The 19950-nt window shown below is 69.2% G+C and carries 17 protein-coding genes; 11 read left to right on the top strand and 6 right to left on the bottom strand.

The window, feature by feature from the left end; translation table 11 throughout:
- Positions 1–13: 13 nt before the first annotated feature.
- Genes HNR11_RS01935 through HNR11_RS01925 form a run of 3 tightly spaced genes read right to left on the bottom strand, consistent with a single transcriptional unit; the run spans position 14 to position 2636 of the window.
- Complete coding sequence (locus HNR11_RS01935; protein ID WP_343050560.1) at positions 14–658, bottom strand: Maf family protein; 645 nt, start codon at positions 656–658, stop codon at positions 14–16.
- The gene (locus tag HNR11_RS01930; RefSeq protein ID WP_179440890.1) at positions 655–1038 is read right to left on the bottom strand and encodes an acyl-CoA carboxylase epsilon subunit; all 384 of its coding nucleotides are present in this window, start codon (positions 1036–1038) and stop codon (positions 655–657) included. The genes HNR11_RS01935 and HNR11_RS01930 overlap by 4 nt, the downstream gene beginning before the upstream one ends.
- A 14-nt stretch (positions 1039–1052) precedes the next feature.
- Positions 1053–2636: an acyl-CoA carboxylase subunit beta gene (locus HNR11_RS01925; protein ID WP_179440888.1), complete on the bottom strand. Its 1584-nt coding sequence runs from the start codon at positions 2634–2636 to the stop codon at positions 1053–1055.
- 179 nt (positions 2637–2815) lie between these two features.
- Here HNR11_RS01925 and HNR11_RS01920 point away from each other — a divergent pair, with 179 nt between their 5' ends.
- The 10 genes from HNR11_RS01920 to HNR11_RS01875 all read left to right on the top strand — a co-directional run bounded on the left by HNR11_RS01920 (position 2816) and on the right by HNR11_RS01875 (position 15087).
- Entirely contained in the window at positions 2816–3853 is a 1038-nt protein-coding gene (locus HNR11_RS01920; protein WP_179440886.1) for an SDR family NAD(P)-dependent oxidoreductase, read from the top strand.
- 35 nt (positions 3854–3888) lie between these two features.
- Positions 3889–5040, top strand: a complete 1152-nt coding sequence (locus HNR11_RS01915) for a biotin--[acetyl-CoA-carboxylase] ligase (RefSeq protein WP_179440884.1) — start codon at positions 3889–3891, stop codon at positions 5038–5040.
- 230 nt (positions 5041–5270) lie between these two features.
- Positions 5271–5846 (top strand): hypothetical protein, encoded by a 576-nt coding sequence (locus HNR11_RS01910; protein ID WP_179440883.1) that lies wholly within the window; start codon positions 5271–5273, stop codon positions 5844–5846.
- Positions 5839–7593: an adenylate/guanylate cyclase domain-containing protein gene (locus HNR11_RS14340; RefSeq protein ID WP_425488254.1), complete on the top strand. Its 1755-nt coding sequence runs from the start codon at positions 5839–5841 to the stop codon at positions 7591–7593. The genes HNR11_RS01910 and HNR11_RS14340 overlap by 8 nt, the downstream gene beginning before the upstream one ends.
- Before the next feature lie 87 nt (positions 7594–7680).
- Positions 7681–8460, top strand: coding sequence for a protein phosphatase 2C domain-containing protein (locus tag HNR11_RS01900; RefSeq protein WP_179440882.1), 780 nt, complete (start codon positions 7681–7683; stop codon positions 8458–8460).
- A 117-nt stretch (positions 8461–8577) separates the two neighbouring features.
- Positions 8578–9636, top strand: a complete 1059-nt coding sequence (locus tag HNR11_RS01895) for a baeRF2 domain-containing protein (protein WP_179440881.1) — start codon at positions 8578–8580, stop codon at positions 9634–9636.
- A 217-nt stretch (positions 9637–9853) separates the two neighbouring features.
- Positions 9854–10150 (top strand): Asp-tRNA(Asn)/Glu-tRNA(Gln) amidotransferase subunit GatC, encoded by a 297-nt coding sequence (gene gatC, locus HNR11_RS01890; protein ID WP_058887481.1) that lies wholly within the window; start codon positions 9854–9856, stop codon positions 10148–10150.
- Positions 10151–10158: 8 nt separating this feature from the next.
- Entirely contained in the window at positions 10159–11718 is a 1560-nt protein-coding gene (gatA, locus tag HNR11_RS01885) for an Asp-tRNA(Asn)/Glu-tRNA(Gln) amidotransferase subunit GatA (RefSeq protein ID WP_179440880.1), read from the top strand.
- A gap of 8 nt (positions 11719–11726) precedes the next feature.
- Complete coding sequence (gene gatB, locus HNR11_RS01880; RefSeq protein WP_179440879.1) at positions 11727–13247, top strand: Asp-tRNA(Asn)/Glu-tRNA(Gln) amidotransferase subunit GatB; 1521 nt, start codon at positions 11727–11729, stop codon at positions 13245–13247.
- A gap of 295 nt (positions 13248–13542) precedes the next feature.
- Complete coding sequence (locus HNR11_RS01875; RefSeq protein ID WP_246310287.1) at positions 13543–15087, top strand: alanine/glycine:cation symporter family protein; 1545 nt, start codon at positions 13543–13545, stop codon at positions 15085–15087.
- A 194-nt stretch (positions 15088–15281) separates the two neighbouring features.
- On the opposite strand, the gene HNR11_RS01870 is transcribed toward HNR11_RS01875, so the two are convergent.
- Genes HNR11_RS01870 through ligA form a run of 3 tightly spaced genes read right to left on the bottom strand, consistent with a single transcriptional unit; the run spans position 15282 to position 19074 of the window.
- Positions 15282–15857: a GNAT family N-acetyltransferase gene (locus HNR11_RS01870; RefSeq protein WP_179440877.1), complete on the bottom strand. Its 576-nt coding sequence runs from the start codon at positions 15855–15857 to the stop codon at positions 15282–15284.
- A 5-nt stretch (positions 15858–15862) separates the two neighbouring features.
- Positions 15863–16714 carry an inositol monophosphatase family protein gene (locus tag HNR11_RS01865; protein WP_179440875.1) on the bottom strand — a complete coding sequence of 284 codons (852 nt, stop codon included), beginning with the start codon at positions 16712–16714 and terminating at the stop codon, positions 15863–15865.
- Entirely contained in the window at positions 16711–19074 is a 2364-nt protein-coding gene (ligA, locus tag HNR11_RS01860) for an NAD-dependent DNA ligase LigA (protein WP_179440873.1), read from the bottom strand. Before ligA ends, HNR11_RS01865 begins: the two co-directional genes overlap by 4 nt.
- Between ligA and HNR11_RS01855 the strand changes: the two genes are divergently transcribed.
- Positions 19073–19948: a fructosamine kinase family protein gene (locus HNR11_RS01855; RefSeq protein WP_179440872.1), complete on the top strand. Its 876-nt coding sequence runs from the start codon at positions 19073–19075 to the stop codon at positions 19946–19948. The genes ligA and HNR11_RS01855 overlap by 2 nt on opposite strands.
- The last annotated feature ends 2 nt before the right edge of the window (positions 19949–19950 follow it).

Here is a 19950-nt window from a genome sequence, read left to right as displayed (position 1 = left end):
TGTCAGGGGGTGGTCACCGCGTCGGCGGAGACCAGAGGTCGGTGATGGAGTGCCCCAGCTCGGAGAGCATCGAGCGCAGTGCGGCGGGGGAGACACCGATCACGGAGAGGTGGTCACCCTCGATCTCCTCGATGAAGGCGGAGCCGCGCCCGTCGATGGTGAACCCTCCGGCGCAGTGCAGCGGCTCACCAGATTCGGCATAGCGCAGGATCTCGGCGTCGCTGGGCTCTGCGAAGCTGACCCGGGTGGAGAGCGTGCGCTGGGCCCGAGCGCCGCTGGCCGCGTCCACCAGAGTATGGCCGGTGTGCAGCACCCCGGTGCGGCCACGCATCTGTTTCCAGCGCTGCACCGCCACCGACACCTCGAAGGGCTTGCCGTAGCTCTCGCCGTCGAGCTCGAAGACCGAGTCGCAGCCGAGCACCAGGACCGAGGGCCGGCCGTTGATCCCGGGCAGGTTCGCGACGGCGGCGGCCTTCAGGTCCGCGAGCAGCTGCGCCTCCAGGGCGGGGGTGAGCTGCTCGCCGTCGAGCGTGGACGTCGCGGCGGCGACCGCAGCGGGTTCGTCCACATCAGAGACGCGCACGGTGAAGCTGATATCGGCCTGGGTCAGGATCCGCGCCCGGCTGCTTGAGGCGGAGCCGAGGATCAGGCGGGTCACCGCAGGCCCGCCGCATGCCGCCAGGAGTCCGGTCCGGGCCGACCCCACAGGCCGAGCCGACGGCGCCGCTGCAGCGTGCGGTCCTTCGGCCCGGTGCTGCCGGCCCCGGTGTCCTGGGTCTCAGCGGCCCCGGCAAGGGTGCCCAGCAGGGCGGTCACCGCGGCGAGCTCCTCCGCGGTGAGGGACCCTCCGGCCAGCTGCAGGTCCGATCCCTCCTCGGCTCCGGTGGTCTGCCCGTCCTCAGCCTCGTCCTCGTTCTCGGCCTCCGGGTCAGTCTCGGGGTCGAGATCGGGGCTCACCTCGGAGTCGACGGCGGAGTCGGCAGCGGTGCCCGTCGCGGCGGTGTGCTCGGTCTCGGTGTCCAGGGTCGCATCGGTCATGTTCTGGGGCCCTCCTAGAGCGGAATGTTCCCGTGCTTCTTGGCCGGCAGCGCCTCGCGCTTGTGCTGGGTGGCGCGCAGCGCGTTGGCGATCTGCCAGCGGGTCTCGGCGGGTTCGATCACCGCGTCGATGTAGCCCAGCTCGGCAGCCTGGTAGGGGTTCAGCAGCTCGGCCTCGTAGTCAGCGATCAGGGACTTCCGGCGTCCCTCGACATCGCCGCCGGACTTCTCCACTGCAGCGAGGTCCCGTCGGTAGAGGATGTTCACCGCGCCCTGAGCGCCCATCACGCCGATCTGCGCCGTGGGCCAGGCCAGGTTCACATCGGCGCCGAGCTTCTTGGATCCCATCACGATGTAGGCGCCGCCGAAGGCTTTGCGGGTGATCACCGTGATCTTCGGGACGGTGGCCTCGGCGTAGGCGTAGAGCAGCTTCGCGCCGCGCCGGATGATCCCGTTGAACTCCTGGTCGGTGCCGGGCAGGAAACCCGGGACGTCGACCAGGGTCAGGATCGGGATGTTGAAGGAGTCACAGAACCGGACGAAGCGGGCGGCCTTCTCGGAGGCCGCGATGTCCAGGGTGCCGGCGAACTGCGAGGGCTGGTTGGCGACCACGCCGACCGAGCGGCCCTCCACCCGGCCGAAGCCGATGCTGACATTGGGCGCGTAGAGGCTCTGCAGCTCCAGGTAGTGGCCGTCGTCGAGGATCTGCTCGATCAGCGTGCGCATGTCATAGGGCGCGGAGGAGGCATCCGGGATCAGCGCGTTCAGCGCCTCGTCCCCGGTCTCGATCTTGGGCCGCTCCTCGTGGTCCTCGATGGGGGCCTCGGCGAGGTTGTTCAGCGGCAGGAACTCCAGGAGCTCCTTGGCGAACTCCACGGCGTCGGCCTCGTCGGAGGCCATATACGCGGCAGTCCCGGTGACCGTGGAATGGGAACGGGCCCCGCCCAGGGTCTCCATGTCCACGTCCTCACCGGTGACCGACTTGATGACGTCGGGTCCGGTGATGAACATGTGCGAGGTCTTGTCCACCATGATCACGAAGTCGGTCAGGGCAGGAGAGTAGGCCGCGCCGCCGGCGGCAGGTCCCATGATCAGGGTGATCTGCGGGACCACTCCGGAGGAGTGCACGTTGTTCCGGAAGATGTCGGCGAACATCGCCAGTGAGGCCACGCCCTCCTGGATGCGCGCGCCGCCGCCGTCGTTGATCCCGATCACCGGGCAGCCGTTGCGGGCCGCGAACTCCTGGACCTTGACGATCTTCTCGCCGTTGACCTTCGAGAGCGAGCCACCGAAGACGGTGAAGTCCTGGGAGTAGACCGCGACCAGTCGGCCATCGATGGTCCCGTAGCCCGAGACCAGGCCGTCCCCGAGCGGATGGCGGGTCTCCATCCCGAAGGAGGTGGAGCGGTGCACCGCCAGCGCGTCGAGCTCCACGAAGGAGTCGGGGTCCAGCAGCATGTCGATCCGCTCGCGAGCCGTGTTCTTCCCGCGGCTGTGCTGCTTGGCCACGGCTTCCTCCCCGGCTGGGGCATGGGTCTTGTCGCGGCGCCGGCGGAAGTCTGCCAGTTTGCCGGCGGTGGTGGTGAGATCTGACGTCATGGCTGCGCGGGGGCACCTTTCCGATCGCAGGCTGGAGGAAGTCCACAATTCAGCGGCCAGTCTATCCACGGCCGAGGGTGGTTCCGCTGTGGACTCTCTACAAAAAGCCCGGCGGGACTTGCGTGCTCCGACCGGGTCGGACGCTTCCACGTGAGGTTACCCACCGGTAGGGTGTCGCCATGACTCAGTTCACACCTTCCGAGAGCGCCCCGGCCGTGGCGCCGAGCCTGGCCGCCACCGACGACCTCACCGGACGCACCGCGCTGATCTCCGGCGGATCCCGCGGCATCGGTCATGCCATCGCCGTCGCGCTGGCCGCCCGCGGAGCCAATGTCGCCCTGCTGGCCAAGACCGACACCCCGCACCCCAAGCTCGCTGGCACGGTGCACACCGCCGTGGAGGACATCCAGGCCGCCGGAGGCCAGGGGCTGGCCGTGGTCGGCGACGTGCGCCGCGATGAGGACGTGATCGCCGCCGTGGAGCAGACCGTCCAGGCCTTCGGCGGGATCGACATCGTGATCAACAACGCCTCGGCCATCGATCTCTCACCCACCGAGGTGCTGGACATGAAGCGCTATGACCTGATGCATGACATCAACGTCCGGGGAACCTTCCTGCTCTCCAAGACCGCCGCCCCACACCTGCGCACCAGCGCCGCAAAGCACCGCGCCGGCACCGACGCCAGCACCGACGACGACGCGCGCTCGGCTTCCGGGGCGGCCGGCCCAGCCGCGGCAGCGGCGGCACAGGAAGGCTTCACCCCGCAGATCCTGACCCTCTCGCCGCCGCTGGCGCTGCGCGAGTCCGGCCTGGATCCGGTCTGGCTGGGCCGGCACCTGGGGTACACGATGTCCAAATACGGGATGTCGATGACCACGGTGGGTCTGGCGGCCGAGCTCGAGCCCGACGGCGTGGTGGTGAACTCACTGTGGCCCGCCACCTACATCGACACCGCCGCCATCCGGAACCTCGCCGCGCTCGCCGGGGAACAGGGCGAGACCATGATCCGCGGCGCCCGTCGGGTGGACATCGTCGCCGACGCCGCCGTGGCCATGCTCTCCGGCCAGGTGCGCGAGACGGCGCCCGACGGCTCGCAACGGCCGATCAGCGGAGCCTTCCTCACCGATGAGCAGGTCCTGCGCCGGCTCGGCGTCGAGGACTTCACGGACTACGCCGTGGACCCCGACGCCGAGTTGATCGCCGACGCCTTCCTCTGAGGCAGGGTGGGGGCTCCGTGGCCTAATCTGAGCAGATGACTGCCGCCCTGCCCCCGCTCGACGAGGGGCTGCTCGCCCGACGACTGCTCACCGATGCCGGCGGCGCCTACTCCCGGATCCAACGGATGGACTCGGTCGGGTCCACCAATCAGTGGCTGACCCAGGCGCTCACCGCCGAGGCCACCGAGCAGCGGGGCACTGCGTGGCCGCATCTCTCGGTGCTCACTGTGGAGGAACAGACCAGCGGGCGGGGCCGGCTCGGGCGGGCCTGGAGCTCACCGAAGGGCGCGTCCCTCTCGAGTTCGATCGTGCTGCGCCCGCAGCTGGACCCTGCTCACCTGGGCTGGCTATCCATGCTGGCCGGGCGCGCGCTCGTGGACACGCTGCGCCAGGACTGCGGGCTGGACGCCGAGGGCCAGCGCGCGATCCTGAAGTGGCCCAACGATGTTCAGGTGACCCAGGCCGAGGGACCGGCGAAGAAGATCAGCGGAATCCTCGCCGCTGCGGTCTCCCCGGCCTCATCCGCCACAGCCGCCCGATCAGTTGCCCCCGGCTCATCAGCCATCCCGCTCGGACCCGTCTCGACCGGCGCCCGGGCGGCGGTGACTTCGGCAGGGTCCACCGGGCCCCGGCGGACCGGGCCGGGCGCCGTCGTGCTGGGAGTGGGGATCAACGTGCTGCTCACTCCGGAGCAGCTGCCCATCGAGAACTCCACCTCGGTGCTGATCGAGCTGCGCCGCCGCGCCGCTCATGGACCGCGGGGACCACAGGGAGCCGGGCTCGAGGCGAGCAGCGCGCAGTCGAGCAGCCCGCAGTCGAGCAGCCTGGAGCTGGGCAGCTCGGAGCTGGGACCGCTGCGCACCGAGCTGCTGTGCAGTTTTCTGGAGCGCTTCGCGGCCCTTCTGCACTGCGTCGAATCCGCCGCCGAGCGGGACCCGGAGACGGTGCCGCAGCTGCTGATCGCGCAGGTCTCCGAGGTGCTGGCCACGCTCGGTCAGCAGGTCCGGGTGGAGCTTCCCGACGGCAGCGCCCAGCGCGGCGTCGCCGTCGGCCTCACACCGCTGGGTGCGCTGCAGGTGGAGGTGACGGACCGTCGCGCAGCACCGGAGCTGGAGTGGACGCCGGTGATGCCTGCGCTCGCAGCCTTCTCCGCCGGGGACGTGACCCACCTCCGACCCACCCCCTGACGTATTTGCCCACCCCTGACGTTTTACCGGGCCATAGGTGGGATACCTGCCCGACGGTGGGCCCGGTCATCCACGGCGGGCCCGGTAAAAGCTGGGGGTGGGGTGGGGGAGGGGTCAAGCTCGTGCTCAGCGACCCCCGGTAGACTTGGCTTCAGCACGCACATCAACTGGCACGACCTGGCTCGGGGAGCCAGGGGTGGACAAGGACCGGCAGGAGGCTGTGGCTCACGATGAAGCTCAAGCTGGTCGACGGCGAGCAGGTGATCATCCGCACCCGTGCCCATCACCGTGCCCTGCTCCCGGCACTGCTGAACTTTCTCATCGTGGTGATGGTGATGAGCTTCCTGCTGGGCTACATCGCCCGCGCGGACCAGCCAGCGTTCATCGCGCACTATCACCACATCGGGGTGTTCCTGATCTGGGCCGGGGGGCTCCTCGCGCTCGCCTTCGGCACGCTCAAGCCCCTGCTTACCTGGGCCAACCGGATGACGTATCTCACCAGCCACCGTGTGGTGCAGAAAAACCTGATCGGGGCGGCGCAAGCGAGCGTGGTGCCCCTGGGGCTGCTCTCTGAGGTGCAGCTGAAGCAGTCCCGGCTGCAGGCCATGTCGGAGGCCGGGGAACTGCTCCTGCTCCACGGCGCGTATGGGCAGCATCAGCGCACGCGGCTGAGCAACATGCCCGACGCCGCGCATTTTCAGACCGTCATCGCCGAGGAACTGGGCCAGTACCGACGCCACGTCGCCGCGCAGTACGCGAGCCAGGCGCCTGCTCCTGGAGGATACGGAGAGCCGCGCTATGCCTGAGCCCCGCACGGGAGCCGAATCGCCGGGCCATGAGCGGCCTGAGTCGCCCGCTCGCTCGGAATCGTCGGGCCATGAGCGGACCGAGTCGCCCGCTCGCTCGGAATCGCCGGGCCACGAGCGGCCTGAGTCGCTCGCGCGCCCGGATGCTCCGCCGATCTATCTCGGCGGGGAGGACACCGACGCCTCCTGGCGGGCGGTGCGCTTCACCCCGCCCGGAGCCAGCCACGGCCTCGAGCTCAGCGGTGAACCGATGCGGATCTCTGCGGAGGCCGCCGGATCTGCAGAGGCCGCGGAAGCCGACGGTCCCTCCAACGAGGTCTCGGCCCATTACTCCTCCGCGGAGCTCGAGGCTGCCCGCCAGGACTGGTCCGACTTCCATTCCCCCCGACTCCAGGGCCGGGTCCGCCGGACGGTTCTGCAGGAGGCCGGCGAGGCCCGGATCACCGTGAGCCCGGAACCGCGAGTCCCCGCAGAGGGTCTCGCCGATCGCGGCCCCGGCGTCGCCGACCAGGACCGGCCGGAGGTCGGCGCCGATCGCTCCGACCAGCGCGCGCCGGGCACTGGCACGGACACCAACACCGGTCTGGGCACCGGCGCTGACACCGGCACCCGGAGCTCGACCAAGACAAACGCCGCGGCGTTCAACGGTCACGAGCGCTCGCCGGAGACCGCCGCGATCCCGATTCCCAGCATGGAGCAGCGCGAATGGCACCGGACCATCCGTGAGCTGGAGCACCGGCTGCTCGGCGCCGAACGCACCCTGACCTACCGGCAGATGGCCGATCAGCTGGGCGTCTCCACCCGCTCGGCCAGGCGGCTCTGGCGTGCCCTGGGCTTCCCCAACCTCGACGACGACGTCAAGGCCTTCACCAAGACCGACGTCGAGGCCCTGGCCACGATGATCGAGCTGGTCCGGGACGGGCACCTCAACGAGGAGACCGCGATCTCGATGACCCGCTCGGTGGGTCAGATGACCGACCGCATGGTGGTCTGGCAGATCGAGGCCCTGGTCGAGGACAAGATCGCCAACGGTCAGCTCTCCGACGCGGTGGCTCGGTCCCAGGTGGTGGAGACGCTGCCGCAGCTGATCGAGCCGATCCAGAAGCTCATGGGCTACACCTGGCGGCGCCAGCTCTCCGCGGCCCTGCAGCGCCTCACGGTCCGAGTGGAATCGGGTCTGGCGGCCACCGAGCAGGGACGCACCGGCGCCGAGGACGACGCCGCCCTGCCGCTGGCCCGGGCCGTCGGCTTCGCGGACCTGGTCTCCTACACCTCACTCTCACGGCAGATGAACGAACGCACCCTGGCCCACATGGTCCAGCACTTCGAGTCCAAATGCGCCGAGATCATCTCCATCGGCGGCGGCCGACTGGTCAAGACAGTGGGGGACGAGGTGCTCTACAACGCGGAGACCCCTGAGGCCGGAGCCGAGATCGCGTTGGCCCTGGCAGAGTCGATCGCCGCCGACGGCGTCCTGCCTGAGGCGCGGGTCTCAGTGGTCTGGGGCCGGGTGCTCTCCCGGATGGGGGACATCTACGGTCCCACCGTGAACCTGGCGGCCCGACTCACCGCACTGGCAGACCCTGGCACCATCCTGGTGGACCAAGTCACCGCCCAGACCCTGGAGTCCAACCCGGACTACCTGCTGGTGCCGCAGCCGCCACGGATCGTGCGCGGCTTCGGCGAGGTCCAGCCGAACATGCTGCTGCGCGGCCAGGGCGCTGGGATCAGCACAGAGCCTCGCTGATCACAAGATCCCGCTGAGCACGGGCGAGGGGCCGCGAAACGCGCCATACGGTCACCACAGTGACCGACCCCGTGACAAGATGGGCGTGTGGCAGCCAGCACAGACAGCTCAGAGGAACCCCGGGAGCAGCAGACCCCGCCCGCAGGCCTCTACCTCGACTACGGATACGGGTCCCATGTGGGCCTGCGCCGCGAGCTCAACGAGGACTCCTCGGTGATCACCGACACGCTCTTCGCGGTGGCCGACGGCATGGGCGGACACGAGGCGGGCGAGGTCGCTTCGGCGCTGGCCGTGCAGACCCTGGCCGACGGCTGGAACCAGGCCGAGGGGCGGATCTCCCGGGACGAGATCCAGGGGTTCCTCACCGAGGCGGACCGGCGGATCCGCGAGGCCACCGACTCCAAGGCCGGCACCACGGTCTCCGGTGCGCTGCTCGAAGACCAGGGCGAGGGCCTGAACTGGACCGTCTTCAACATCGGGGACTCCCGCACCTACCTCTTCGAGGATTCCGCTCTGAGGCAGCTCAGCCGAGACCACTCCCAGGTCCAGGACATGTTCGAGTCCGGACTGATCACCGCCGAGGAGCTGCACAGTCATCCCCAGCGCAACGTGATCACCCGGGCGCTGGGTGCCGGAGACATGTGGGACGCCGACTACTTCAGCGCCCCGGTGCGCGCCGGGCAGCGGCTGATGATCTGCTCCGACGGTCTCAGCGGAGAGCTCAACGACTCCGAGATCGAGAAGATCCTCGGCGCCGGGCGCAATGCCCAGGACACCGTCGACTGGTTGATCCACCAGGCGCTGCGCGCGGGGGGCCGGGACAACGTGACCGTCGTCGTCGTCGACGTCCAGGAACAGGTCGTTTGACCCTGCCTTTCCGTCCTCGATAGCGTCGAAGACAGTCACCTGTTGCCACCAACAGCTCGCGTCCCACGGTGCGAAGCTCAGCTTCCGCCGCATCATGGGCGCAGGAAGGAGCTCACGATGCAGCTGACCAATCTACGAGGCGTCTACGAGGCCCAGGGCCCGTTCGCCACCGTCTATCTTGAAGCACGTTCCCCCGCCGCCGACGCCGAGGACCAGCTCCGTCTGCGCTGGCAGGACCTGCGCAGCCAGCTCGCCGACGCCGGCACCCCGGACGCGGCCCTGAGCGAGCTGGACGAGTCCGTCACCGGCCCGGCACCCACCGAGGTCCACACCGAGGGCCGTGTCCTGGTCGCCGATCAGAACCGGGTGATCCTGGATGAGCACTTCGACGCCGCCCAGGGCTCCGGGGACATCGCGACCGTCGGCGAGCCACCGCAGCTCGGGGACTACGTCCGGCACCGCCTCGGCGCCGCCCGGATGCTGGTGGTCATCGCTGACCAGCAGCAGGCCGTGATCCGCCGCCTGGTGGTCTCCGGCGATGACCTGCTCGCCTCCGGCGCCGAGGAATCGGTCCAGGGCAGCAGCAGCGAGTCGGTGCACAAGCCGCGCCAGGGCGCGCTGAGCCACAAGCAGATCCAGCGCTCCGCCGACGAGGCCGCCACCCAGAACATCCGGGACATCTCCCAGCGGGTCGCGAAGATCGCAGACTCCTGGAACCCCGACGTGATCGTGGTCGCCGGTGAGACCCAGGGCCGACGCGGACTCCACGAGGAGCTCCCCAAGGCCCTGCAGGAACTCACCGTCGAGGCCGAGACCGGCGGCGGCATCCCCTCCGGCAGCGCCGACGAGGGCACCGAGGAGGCGCTGCGTGACGAGCTCACCGTGATCGCTCGCCGCGTCGTGATCGCCCGCAGCAAGGAGGCGACCGACCGCTACGGCGAGGCCACCGGACACGGCCGCTCCGCCGAGGGCGCCGAAGAGGTCCGGGCAGCGATCCGGCTGGGTGCGGTCGAGACCCTGCTGCTGCGCCAGCACGAGCGCGCCGAGGGCGAGGACCAGCTGCTGGCGGACGCCACCGCTGGCGGCGCCTCCTTCGGCCTGGTCGGCGCCCCGGTCTCCGGGGACGTTGCCGCGATCCTGCGCTACCAGGCTCCGGTCCAGGACGTCGCGGACTGAGCCCAGGGCAGAATCTGAGGGCTGACCAGCTTGACCGGGACAGGCGCCTAAGACGCTGCTTCAAGACAGCGCTCCGAGCCACCGGTCGAATCGACTGATCAGCCTAACCACATGACGACGGCGGCCGCCCACCTGAACAGGTGAGCGGCCGCCGTCGTCGTGTCCTGGCCGATAGACTGGACCGAGTTCATCCACCACCGATCCCCGAGGGAGCTGCATGTCTGAGATCTCGCGCGCAGACGTCGAGCATCTGGCAAAACTGGCCCACATCAGCATGACCGAGCAGGAGCTGGAGAAGATGGCCGGGGAGCTGGCCGTGATCGTGGACTCCGTGGCGACCGTCTCTGAGGCCGTCTCCGGCGAGGTCCACGCCACCAGCCACCCGCTGCCGCTGACCAACGTCTTCCGTGAGGACGAGGTCGGGCATGTCTTCACCGAAGAACAGTCGCTGCTCAATGCACCTGACGCTGAAGCCGGCCGTTTCAAGGTCCCGGCGATCCTGGACGAGGAGTGACCCCCGATATGAGCACCCACACCCATGAGCTGATCCGGCTCACCGCCGCCGAGATGGCCGCGAAGCTGCGCGCCGGGGAGATCACCTCGGTGGAGCTGACCCAGGCGCACCTGGACCGGATCGCCGCCGTCGACGCCGGTGAGCGCGGCATCAACGCCTTCCTGCATGTCTCCGCCGAGGAGGCGCTGCGCACCGCCGCCGAGGTCGACGCGATCCGCGCCGCCGGTGGCGCCGAGGCCGAGGCCCTGCACCCGCTGGCCGGGGTGCCGATCGCGGTCAAAGACCTGATCGTCACACAGGGCCAGCCCACCACCGCCGGGTCCAAGATGCTCGACGGCTGGATGAGCCCCTACGACGCCACCGTGGTGACCAGGCTGCGCGCCGCGATGCTGCCCATCCTGGGCAAGACCAACCTGGACGAGTTCGCGATGGGCTCCTCCACCGAGCACTCCGCCTACGGCGTGACCCGCAACCCCTGGGACCTCAGCCGGATCCCCGGCGGATCCGGCGGCGGGTCCGCCGCCGCGGTGGCCGCCTTCGAGGCCCCGCTGGCGCTGGGCACCGACACCGGTGGCTCCATCCGCCAGCCCGGCGCGATGACCGGCACTGTGGGCGGGAAGCCCACCTACGGCGCGGTCTCCCGCTACGGAGCCATCGCGATGGCCTCCTCGCTGGACCAGATCGGCCCGGTGGCCCGGACCACCGAAGACGCCGCGCTGCTGCATGAGCTGATCGCCGGACACGACCCGAAGGACTCCACCTCGCTCACCGGAGAGGTCCCGGCCCTGGCCGAGACCGTCCGCGGCGCCGATGTGGCCGGCCTGCGGATCGGGGTGATCAAGCAGCTTCAGGGCGAGGGCTACCAGGAGGGCGTGCTCGCCCGCTTCCACGAGGCGCTGGACGCGCTGCGCGCTGCCGGGGCCGAGATTGTGGAGGTCGACTGCCCCAGCTTCGACTACGCGCTGGGCGCCTACTACCTGATCATGCCCTCCGAGGCCTCCTCCAACCTCGCGAAGTTCGACGGCGTGCGCTACGGCACTCGGGTGCTGCCCGAGGATGGCCCGATGACCATCGAACGGGTCATGGGCTCCACCCGCGCCGCCGGGTTCGGCGACGAGGTCAAGCGCCGGATCATCCTGGGCACCTACGCGCTCTCGGCCGGCTACTACGACGCCTACTACGGCTCCGCGCAGAAGGTCCGCACGCTGATCCAGCAGGACTTCGACGCCGCCTTCACCAAGACCGACGTGTTGATCTCCCCGACCTCGCCCACTGTGGCGTTCCCGCTGGGTGAGAAGGACGACGATCCGCTGGCGATGTACCTCAACGACGTGGCCACCATCCCCGCCAACCTCGCCGGCATCCCCGGCCTCTCGGTGCCGGGCGGACTCTCCGAGGGCCTTCCGGTGGGCATCCAGTTCCTCGCCCCGATCCGGGAGGACGCACGGGTCTACCGCGCCGGCGCCGCCCTGGAGAAGCTGCTGACCCAGGACGCTGAACCGCTCTGGGCCCAGGCCCCGGAGCTCGCGGAGACATCGGAAGCGGCGGCTCACCCCGCCGGGAAGTGAAGGAAGAGATGACGCAGACGCTGACTGAGGCAGCCCCGCTGAGCTTCGAGGAGGCACTGGAGAAGTTCGACCCGGTGCTCGGCTTCGAGGTCCACGTGGAGCTCAACACCAAGACCAAGATGTTCTCCTCGGCGCCCAATGCCTTCGGCGACGAGCCCAACACCAATGTCAACGAGGTCTGCCTGGGCCTGCCCGGCACCCTGCCTGTGGTCAACGGCAAGGCGGTGGAGTATGCGGTCAAGCTCGGTCTCGCGCTGAACTGCGAGATCGCCGAGCGCTGCCGCTTCGCCCGCAAGCAGTACTTCTACCCGGACACCCCGAAGAACTGGCAGACCTCGCAGTACGACGAGCCCATCGCCTTCGACGGCTACCTCGACATCGAGCTCGCCGACGGGGAGGTCTTCCGCGTGGAGATCGAGCGTGCCCATATGGAGGAAGACGCCGGCAAGCTGACCCACGCCGGGACCTCCGGCCGGATCCAGGGCGCGGACTACTCCCTGGTGGACTACAACCGCTCCGGTATCCCGCTGGTGGAGATCGTGACCAAGCCCATCGTGGGCGCCGGCGCCCGGGCCCCGGAGCTGGCGCGCGCCTATGTCTCCGCGGTGCGCGACATCGTCAAGGCCCTGGACATCTCGGACGCGAAGATGGAGCGCGGCAATGTGCGCTGTGACGCCAACGTCTCGATGATGCCCAAGGGCAGCACCACCTTCGGCACCCGCTCCGAGACCAAGAACGTGAACTCGATGCGCGCCGTGGAGCACGCGGTCAGCTACGAGATGCGCCGGCACGCCGGGATCCTCGCCGCCGGCGGGACAATCGTGCAGGAGACCCGGCACTGGCAGGAGGGCACCCGCACCACCAGCTCGGGCCGCCCGAAGTCCGACGCCGATGACTACCGCTACTTCCCCGAGCCGGACCTGGTGCCGATCGTCACCACCGCCGCCTGGGTGGAGGAGCTGCGCTCCCAGCTGCCCGAGCCCCCGGCCGAGCGCCGCCGTCGGCTGCTCGCCGCCTGGGGCTTCTCGGACCAGGAGTTCCGTGACGTGATCGCCGCTGGCCTGCTCGATGAGATCGATCAGACCGTGGCCACCGGGGTCGCCCCCAGCGTGGCGCGGAAATGGTGGATGGGTGAGATCTCCCGGCTCGCCAACGCCCGGGACCTGGAACCGTCCGCCCTTGGGGTGCAGCCCGCCACGATCAGCGCCCTGAACGCACTGATCGAAGAGGGCCGGATCAATGACAAGATCGCCCGGCAGGTCCTGGAACACGTGATCGCCGGCGAGGGCACCCCCGAGGAGATCGTCACCGCCCGCGGCCTGGAGGTCGTCTCGGATGACTCCGGAGCGCTCACCGCCGCCGTGGAGAAGGCGATGGCCGAGAACCCCGACGTGGTGGAGAAGATCGCCGCCGGCAAGCTCAAGGCCATCGGCGCGCTCATCGGTCCGGTGATGAAGGAGACCCGCGGCCAGGCCGACGCCGGCAAGGTCCGCGAGATCGTCCTGGCGAAGCTGGGGATCGACGGCTGACCCCTTGCTGCGCAGGCCTCACCCCGGCTGAGCCGCAGAGCCACTGACACACCCTTAGACGGCCCGGAATCCGCCCCCATGCGCGATTCTGGGCCGTTTCTGTGTTCTATGGCACAATTCTCTCTTGTGCAATATTCCACCACCTGGAAACATGCACGATACACAATCATTGCGTGTCGCAAACTCGCGGTAATAGTGGGGGAGTAGATTGTTGCGCAACCCAGGGCCTGGCCCTGGAGTGTCAGTTCGCACGCGCTTTGCACCGATCATCGAGTGAGGGAATCACATGAGCACCATGAGTGCATTTATCTCGGCGGCAGCCACGGAGGAATCCGCGCTGCAAGGGGCCGCCACCACCGTGGACGGCTGGTTCGCGGGAATCACTGAGTTTTTCGCCGGAATCATCTTCGCCACCGTCCCGCTGGGCGGCTTCGACGCACCGGTCGTGGTGCTGTGGTCGATTCTGGCCGCCATCGGTTTCACGATCTATTTCGGATTCGTCCAGTTCCGCACGCCCCTGATCAGCCTCGAGGTCGTCCGCGGCAAGTGGACCACCGAGAAGGACCCGGGCGAGGTCTCACACTTCCAGGCGCTGACCTCTGCAGTCTCCGCCACCGTGGGCCTGGGCAACATCGCCGGTGTGGCTGCCGCGGTCTCTCTGGGCGGCCCCGGCGCCACCTTCTGGATGATCGTCGCCGGTCTCTTCGGGATGTGCACCAAGTTCGTGGAGTGCACCCTGGGTGTGAAGTACCGCTACATCGATGAGAACGGGGTGGTCCACGGCGGACCCTTCCAGTACCTCAAGGTGGCCTACCACAAGCTGGGCCGCATCCCGGTGGCCATCATCACCGGACTCTTCGCCATCGCCATCATGCTCTTCGGCGTGGTCGGCGGCGGCATGTTCCAGGCCAACCAGGCCTTCGGCCAGCTGCGCGCAGCCACCGGCGGCGAAGAGGGCGTCTTCGGCTCGGACCTGGCAGCGCTGATCTTCGGCGTCGTGTTCGCCGCACTGGTCGGCGTGGTCATCATCGGTGGCATCAAATCCATCGGCTCGGTGACGGCCAAGCTCGTTCCCGCCATGGCGATCATCTACGTCGGTGCCTGCCTGATCGTGATCGCGGTCAACTTCGGCAACATCGGCGAGGCCTTCGGTGCGATCATCAGCGGCGCGTTCTCCCCGGAGGGCATCTCCGGCGGCGTGCTGGGCGTGATCATCATCGGTGTCACCCGTGCGGCGTTCTCCAACGAGGCCGGCATCGGCTCCGCACCGATCGCACACTCTGCGGTGAAGACCCGTCGACCGATCTCCGAGGGCTTCAACGCCGCCCTGGAGCCCTTCATCGACACCGTCGTGATCTGCACCATGACCGCGCTGGTCATCATCTTCGCCTGGACCCCGGAGTACCAGGAAGCACTCGACGCCGGCGGCGCGGACAACCCTGTGGGGCTGACCTCGGCGGCCTTCGACTCGTTCCTGCCGGGCTTCAACATCGTGCTGACCATCGCAGTGCTGCTGTTCGCCTACTCCACGCTGATCACCTGGGCGTACTACGGCATCCAGGCCTGGCGCCACCTCTTCGGCACCACCAAGGTCGGTGATGCGATCTTCCGTTCGATCGCACTGGTCCTGGTCGTCATCGGCTGCCTGGTCTCCACGCAGAACATCTTCGACTTCGCCGACTCGGCGCTGTTCATGTGCATCTTCATCAATGTGATCGGCCTGGTCATCCTGGCGCCCAAGGTCAAGGAAGAGATGAAGCAGTACATGTCAGACCGCAAGGCCGGCCGTCTGCTGGAGGATCCGGAGCCGCTTCCGCACGAGCTGGCGGAGCGCCGCTGATCCTGATGGCCCAGCGCGAGACCTCGCGCTGAGCCGAGCAAGAAGCCCGGTGGCACCTCTCGAGGGGAGAGGGGCCACCGGGCTTCTTCGTGCCTGGAGCAGAGCAGTCGCGGCGCTGAAGGAGGGGGCTGGACCGCGGCGCTGGAGGAGGGCGCTGGGTTCGACGTCCTGCGGTCCAGGAGCTGTGCTGCGGCTCAGACCGGGTCTTGGACCGTGCTGCGCAGGAAGAACGGGAAGCGTGCCGACTTCTCCGGCAGATAGAAGTCCCGCTCGGGCATCGCGTGGAAGCCCTCCGAGCGGTAGAGCGCGTGGGCTGCGGTCATCGAGGTCAGGCTGCACAGGGTCAGCGCTTGGATCTCCGGTCGTGATTCGGCCAGGTCGATGATGTGGCGCAGCATCGCCCGAGCGATCCCACGGCCCTGGTGCTCCGGCGCCACGGCGAGCATCCGGAACTCCATCTCCCCGGGCAGGGAGACCTCCGCCATCGGACCCCCGGCGTCGGTGACCGCCACCGAGGCGGCCACGGCGGGACCATCGGCGGTGCTGACCTCGGCGACCAGCAGCTGCGAGCCGCGGGCACGGGTCGCCACGTCGCTGAGGTGGGCCACATAGGAGTCCCCGGCAGTGAGGAAGCCGCCGTCGACGTAGGCGGCCACGGTGAGCTCCGCGATCCGGTCCCAGTCGGCCTCGGTGGCGGCGCGGATCCGCATCGGCGCAAGCCCGTGCCGCGCCGGGGCCGGCCCGGCGTGCTGATTCGATCGCTGCGGCATGGGGCTCAACGGGTCAGCGGAGCCGGCGACAGCTCGCTGGGGTCGATGCCGATGTCCCCGATAACGGTCCAGTCCGGGGTCTTGCTGCTGTCTGCGGCGATGGGGCGGCGCACGAAGACGCCGGCCTCCTCGGCGATCAGCGCGCCGGCGGCCCAGTCGTGCTCCCAGATGCCGTACTCGGCATACGCGTTCTGGGTGCCGTCGGCGACCATGCAGATGTCCAGGGCGGCGGCTCCGAGGCGGCGCATATTGCCGAAGTGGGGCAGCATCGCGGTGACGGCGGCGGTCTGCTCGGCGCGCCGCGCTGGATCGTACCCGAATCCGGTGGAGAGCAGTCCGGCGTCAAGCGCCCCTGCGGGCCCGCTCAGCCGGCTCGGCTCCGAGTCTGCGTGGGTGCTCCAGGCGCCCTGGCCGGCGCTGGCCCACCAGATCCTGGCCAGCGCCGGAGCGACGACGACGCCGGCCAGCCAGGTCCCGTCCGGGCCCTGCAGGCCCACCGAGGTGCCGTAGTACACGATCCCGCGCACGAAGTTCGTGGTTCCGTCCAGCGGGTCGATGGACCAGCGGTAGCCGCTGGGCTCGGCAGGGGTGGTGGTCCCATACTCCTCCCCGGAGACCTCATCCGAGGGTCGCCGCCGATGGATGACCTCCCGCACCGCCTGCTCCGCGCGCCGGTCAAAATCGGTGACCAGATCCGAGGCCGAGGATTTGGTCTGCACCCCGGAGTGCTCCTGTCCCAGGACCAGTCCCGAGGGAGAGACCTCCTCGCGCTCGGCCAGGACGCCGGCGCCGGCGGCGGCAGCCTCGTGGGCGATCTCCAGCAGGTCTTGCAGCTTCTGCGGGTTCGGCTTCGTCATGCATCATCCAATCCGTCGGGACCCTTGTTCAGCAGTACAGTGAACGCTTCTTCATCGAGCACCGGCACACCCAGCGCCTCGGCCTTCTCGAGCTTGGTTCCGGCGTTCGCGCCGGCCACCACGTAGTGGGTCTTCTTCGAGACCGACCCGGCGGCTCGACCGCCGCGAGTGATGATGGCCTCCTTGGACTCGTCCCGGGAGTAGCCCTCCAGGGAGCCGGTGACCACCACGCTGAGCCCCTCCAAGGTGCGCGGTGTGGAGTCGTCGATCTCATCGACCATCCGGACCCCGGCCTGCGCCCAGCGATCCACGATCCTCACGTGCCAGTCGGTGCTGAACCAGTCGGTGAGCGTGGTGGCCATTCTCGGGCCCACGCCGTCGATCCCGGCAAGCTCCTCCTGGCTGGCGGCGCGGATCTTGGCCATCGAACCGTAGGCGTTGGCCAGCGCGCGAGAGGCGGTCGGCCCGACATGGCGGATCGAGAGCGCGACCAGCACCCGCCACAGCGGCTGGGCCTTGGCCTTCTCGAGCTCGGCGAAGAGCTGGACGGTGTTGGCCGTGGGCTCGGAGGCCTTCTTCACGGTGCCGTCCTTGGCGAGCTGGGCCTTGGTGTAGAAGTACCGTGAGGGCGCCCACTTGCCGGTGGGCTCCCGCTCCCCGGTCTCTTCGTTCTTGCGCCGGGTCTCCCGCCAGACGTACACCTCCTTGAGGTCCTCCACGCGCAGGTCGAAGAGCCCAGCCTCGCCATGGAGGACCGGCTCCTGGGGGAGCGGCGCGCCGTCGTCGTCCAGCGGGAGCTCGATGCCAGAGGTCTTGGTCTCCGCCCAGTCGATGAGCTCAGGGATGGGACGGCGCAGATCAGGGTTGGTCAGCGCCAGTCCGGCCTCCTCGCCGAGGGCCTCGATGTCCAGGGCGCCGCGAGAACCGATGTGAACCACGCGTTCGCTGACCTGGGCCGGGCAGCTCTCGGCGTTGGGGCAGCGGTAGTCGACGTCGCCCTCTTTGGCCGGGGCGAGCTCGGTGCCACAGACCGGGCAGTGGGTGGGGAAGCTGAACTCCACCAGCTCATCCTCGCGGTTCTTCCGTGAAGGAAGCACCGGTCCGACCACCTCCGGGATCACGTCACCGGCCTTGCGCACGATCACGTCGTCCCCGATCAGCACCCCCTTGGCCTTGACCACGTCGCGGTTGTGCAGCGTGGCCCGGGAGACCACCGAACCGGCGACCTTCTTGGGCTCGAGCACGGCGAAGGGCGTGACCCGCCCGGTGCGCCCGACGTGGACCATGATGTCCAGCAGCCGGGTGTGGACCTCCTCGGGAGGGTACTTATACGCCGCGGCCCAGCGCGGGACTCGGGAGGTGTGTCCCAGTCCGCGCTGGGCGGCGAAGTCATCGACCTTGATGACCACCCCGTCGATCTCATGAACCAGCGAGTGCCGCTTCTTCTCATGCTCATCGAGGTAGGCCTCGATGGCGGCGTAATCATCGAGCAGCGCCGTGTAGGGACTGACCGGCAGACCCCAGGCGGCGAGCTGGTCATAGGCGGCGTGCTGACTCTCCGGCTCGAAGCCGGTGCGGGCGCCGATGCCGTGGACGAACATGGACAGCGGCCGCTGGGCGGTCTTTGCGGGGTCCTTCTGCCGCAGCGAACCTGCGGCGGCGTTGCGCGGGTTCGCCAGCGGGGCCTTGCCGGCCTCGGTGAGCTGGTCGTTGAAGGCATGGAAGTCTGCCGTCGGCATGAAGATCTCGCCGCGGACCTCCAGCTCCTCGGGGTGGTCCTGCCCGGCCAGCTGGGCGGGGATGTCCTTGATCGTGAGCACGTTGTGCGTGACGTCCTCACCGGTAGTGCCGTCACCGCGGGTGGCGGCCCGGACCAGCTTGCCCCGGCGGTAGAGCAGATTGATGGCCAGACCGTCGATCTTGACCTCGACGAGCCACTTCACGGTCTCCTCCGGGCGCAGGGAGGCCAGCGAGGCGGTGGCGCGGTCGTACCAGGTGCGCAGCTCGGGGAGCGTGAAGAGGTCTTCCAGCGAGTACAGACGCTGCAGGTGCTGCACCGGGGAGAAGGCCTCGGCGACCTCACCGCCCACCTCCTGGGTGGGGGAGTCCACGGCCACGATCTCCGGGTGCTCGGCCTCGATCGCCTCCAGGCGTTCGAAGAGGACATCGAACTCGGCGTCGGAGATGATCGGATCATTGTCCTGGTAGTAGGCGATCCGGTGCTTGCGCACCTCCTCCACCAGCTCCACGTACTCCTCGCGCAGCGCATGGGAGGGGATGGCCTCGGGGGAGTCAGCGGCGGGGGTCTTGGTTGATTCGCTCACTCGTCCGAGTCTAGTCCTGACTAGGGTGTGACACATGGCTTTCCTCAAGCAGGCCCCCGCAGATCACCCGCAGGCCACCATGGTCGAAGCTGCCGGGCTTCGCTGGCTCGCCCAGGCGGCCCAGGACGGCGGCGCCCCAGTGGTGCCGGTCCTCGCCGCCTCCCCGGGGGAGGCCTCCGGAGCCGATCGCTCTCCAGGACCGCAGGTGCGGCGCGGTGAGCTGAGGCTTCAAGAGCTCACCCCGGTGGCCCCGGACCCGGAGGCGGCCCGGGACTTCGGCGCCGCGCTGGCGCGGACACACGACTGGCTGGCTGCACAGACCACCGATGCTCCTGGATTCGGGGCGCTGCCCCCGGAGCACCCGGCGCGGACCCCGGCCTATTTCGGCCCTGCGGACCAGCCCCTGGAGCTGGGCACCGGTGTGCACGACTCCTGGGGCGCCTTCCTCGCCGCGGAGCGCCTGGACCCGGTGCTGGCGGCGCTGGAGCCAAGGATCACGCGAGAGGACGCCCGGCTGCTGCGCTCGGCACGGGAGACGATCGGCAGCGGGGCGCTCGACGACGCCGAGCCGCCCGCGCTGATCCACGGGGACCTCTGGGCCGGCAATGTGGTCTGGGCGTCCACCGACTCCGGCCAGGCGCAGGGGGTGCTGATCGACCCGGCCGCGCACACCAGTCACCGGGAGACCGACATCGCGCTGCTGCACCTCTTCGGACTCCCGCAGCTCGACGCCGTGATCAGCGGCTACCAGCAGCAGCACGCGCTGCGCGAGGGCTGGCAGGAGCGGATTCCGCTGCATCAGCTCTTCTGCCTCAGCGTGCACTGGCTGCTGTTCGGGGCCAGCTACAGCGGGCCCACCCTGAGTGCTGCGGAGTCTGTGCTGCAGCTCGCATCCAGGAGCAGCCGCTGAGC

The organism is Nesterenkonia sandarakina (genome assembly GCF_013410215.1).
Lineage (GTDB): Bacteria > Actinomycetota > Actinomycetes > Actinomycetales > Micrococcaceae > Nesterenkonia > Nesterenkonia sandarakina.
This window is presented reverse-complemented; position numbering and strand designations above follow the sequence as displayed.